The following is a 3011-nucleotide window of genomic DNA, read 5'->3' on the forward strand; positions in this document are numbered from 1 at the left end:
GGCGACTGCTACGACCGTTACCTGGTGCGCGTGGCCGAGATGCGCGAGTCCAACCGCATCATCAAACAGTGCGTCACCTGGCTCAAGGCCAACCCCGGCCCGGTCATGGTCAAGAACTTCAAGGTCGCGCCGCCCAGCCGCGAAGACATGAAGGACGACATGGAAGCGCTGATCCATCACTTCAAGCTGTTCAGTGAAGGCTACTGCGTCCCGGCCGGCGAAACCTACGCCGCCGTCGAAGCGCCCAAGGGCGAGTTCGGCTGCTACCTGATGTCTGATGGTGCCAACAAGCCGTTCCGCGTGCACCTGCGCGCGCCGGGCTTCGCCCATCTGTCCTCGATCGACTCGATCGTGCGCGGGCACATGCTCGCCGACGTGGTCGCCATGATTGGTACCTACGATCTGGTGTTCGGCGAGGTGGACCGGTGATCGCATCCGCTTGCACGATGCCTGACACCCGCCGGCTGTTGCCGGCGCTGCAGGTTCTGGTTTTTAACGATTTCGTATTCGCTGAGGTCGGCCGATGAAGGCGACAGGTAATTTCGAGGCGGCGCGCGACGTCGACCCGATGGTGGTCTTGAACGACAAGACCCGTGCGCACATCGATCACTGGCTGGCCAAGTTCCCGCCGGATCGCAAGCGCTCGGCTGTCCTGCAGGGCCTGCACGCCGCACAGGAACAGAACGCAGGCTGGCTGACCGACGAGTTGATCGCCGGCGTCGCCAAGTACCTGGACCTGCCGCCGGTGTGGGCCTACGAAGTGGCCAGCTTCTACTCGATGTTCGAGCTGGAGAAGGTCGGTCGCCACAACGTTGCCTTCTGCACCAACATCAGCTGCTGGTTGAACGGCGCCGAAGACCTGGTCGCGCACGCCGAAAAGAAGCTCGGCTGCAAGACCGGTCAGTCCACCGCCGACGGCCGCATCTACCTCAAGCGCGAAGAAGAATGCCTGGCCGGTTGCGCCGGCGCGCCGATGATGGTCATCAATGGCCATTACCACGAGCGCCTGACCGTCGAGAAAGTCGACGAGCTGCTGGACGGGTTGGAGTAAGACATGGCACATCATCACGCACCCAGTGGTCCGGTCGGTCCCGCACCGTTGCCGCACCAGGTGGTCTACACCACCCTGCATTACGACACTCCGTGGTCGTATGAGAGCTACCTCAAGACCGGTGGCTATGCCGCGCTGCGCAAGATCCTCGAAGAGAAGATCTCGCCGGAGCAGGTCATCGAGATGGTCAAGCAGTCCAACCTGCGCGGCCGTGGYGGCGCGGGCTTCCCGACCGGCCTGAAGTGGTCCTTCATGCCCAAGGGCACCATGCAGAAGTACATCCTGTGCAACTCGGATGAATCCGAGCCGGGGACCTGCAAGGACCGCGACATCCTGCGCTACAACCCGCATTCGGTCGTGGAAGGCATGGCGATCGCCTGCTACGCCACCGGCTCGACCGTGGGCTACAACTACCTGCGCGGTGAGTTCCACCACGAGCCGTTCGAGAACTTCGAACAGGCCCTGGCCGACGCGTACGCGAACGGCTGGCTGGGCAAGGACATCCTCGGCAGCGGCGTGGACATCGATATTTACGGTGCGCTGGGCGCCGGCGCCTACATCTGCGGCGAAGAAACCGCGCTGATGGAATCGCTGGAAGGCAAGAAGGGCCAGCCGCGCTACAAGCCGCCGTTCCCGGCCAACTTCGGCCTGTACGGCAAGCCGTCGACGATCAACAACACCGAGACCTATGCCTCGGTGCCGGCGATCATCCGCAACGGCCCGGAATGGTTTGCAGGCCTGAGCCTGACCAAGAACGGCGGCCCGAAGATCTTCTCGGTCTCCGGCTGCGTGCAGAAGGGCGGCAACTTCGAAGTGCCGCTGGGCACCACCTTCGACGACCTGCTGGAAATGGCCGGTGGTCTGAAGCCGGGCCGCACCCTCAAGGGCGCAGTCCCGGGCGGCGTCTCGATGCCGGTGCTGAAGGCCGAAGAGCTCAAGGGCCTGCAGATGGACTACGACACCCTGCGTGCCTTGGGCACCGGTCTGGGCTCGGGGGCCATCGTGGTGCTCGACGACAGCGTCTGCTGCGTCAAGTTCGCCTGCCGCATCAGCCAGTTCTTCCACAAGGAATCCTGTGGGCAGTGCACCCCGTGCCGTGAAGGCACCGGCTGGATGCACCGCGTGCTGGAGCGCATCGTCGCCGGCAAGGCCACGATGGAGGACCTGCATCAGTTGAAGACGGTGGCCGGCCAGATCGAAGGCCACACCATCTGCGCGTTCGGTGAAGCGGCGGCATGGCCCATCCAGGGCTTCCTGCGCCAGTTCTGGGACGAATTCGAGTATTACATCGTCAACGGTCATTCGATGGTTGACGGCAAGAAGGTGGAGGCAGCCGCCGCATGAGCGCGCAACCCGTGAACCCGAGCGTGCCACCGGACCACGTGACCGTCGAAATCGACGGCCAGTCGCTGGTCGTGCCCAAGGGCTCGATGATCATCCAGGCCGCCGACAAGGCCGGCATTCCGATCCCGCGCTTCTGCTACCACGAGAAGCTGCCGATCGCCGCCAACTGCCGCATGTGCCTGGTCGACGTGGAAAAGTCGCCCAAGCCGGCACCGGCCTGCGCCACGCCGGTCATGGATGGCATGAAGGTCGCCACCCGCAGTGAAAAGGCGCTGAAGTTCCAGCGCTCGGTGATGGAATTCCTGCTGATCAACCACCCGCTGGACTGCCCGATCTGCGATCAGGGCGGCGAGTGCGAACTGCAGGACGTCTCGCTGGGCTATGGCCGTTCGGTCAGCCGTTTCAACGAGCGCAAGCGCGTGGTGCCCGATGAGGACATCGGTCCGCTGGTCGCCACCGAAATGACCCGCTGCATCCAGTGCACCCGCTGCGTCCGCTTCACCGCCGACGTCGCCGGTACCTACGAGCTGGGTGGCATGTACCGCGGTGAAAACCTGCAGATCGGCACCTACGACGGCAAGCCGCTGACCACCGAACTGTCCGGCAACGTCGTGGA

4 protein-coding genes are annotated in these 3011 nt (G+C 64.0%); all 4 read left to right on the plus strand.

Annotation, left to right across the window (positions count from 1 at the left end; genetic code table 11):
• Positions 1-429, plus strand: a 429-nt coding sequence (locus AC1DQP_RS18805; RefSeq protein WP_478052236.1) for an NADH-quinone oxidoreductase subunit D-related protein, incomplete at its 5' end; no start/stop codon positions are given.
• Positions 430-523: 94 nt separating this feature from the next.
• Positions 524-1051 carry an NADH-quinone oxidoreductase subunit NuoE gene (gene nuoE, locus AC1DQP_RS18810; protein WP_121038421.1) on the plus strand — a complete coding sequence of 176 codons (528 nt, stop codon included), beginning with the start codon at positions 524-526 and terminating at the stop codon, positions 1049-1051.
• A 3-nt stretch (positions 1052-1054) separates the two neighbouring features.
• Positions 1055-2395, plus strand: coding sequence for an NADH-quinone oxidoreductase subunit NuoF (gene nuoF / locus AC1DQP_RS18815; protein ID WP_123730636.1), 1341 nt, complete (start codon positions 1055-1057; stop codon positions 2393-2395).
• Positions 2392-3011, plus strand: a 620-nt coding sequence (locus tag AC1DQP_RS18820; RefSeq protein ID WP_478052237.1) for an NADH-quinone oxidoreductase subunit G, incomplete at its 3' end; no start/stop codon positions are given. The genes nuoF and AC1DQP_RS18820, both read left to right, overlap by 4 nt.

The organism is Stenotrophomonas sp. P5_A8, from assembly GCF_056400545.1.

What these genes read in the sequence shown, in the direction of transcription:
- nuoE (WP_121038421.1), top strand. Translation starts at nt 524, where the DNA reads ATGAAGGCGACAGGTAATTTCGAGGCGGCGCGCGACGTCGACCCGATG.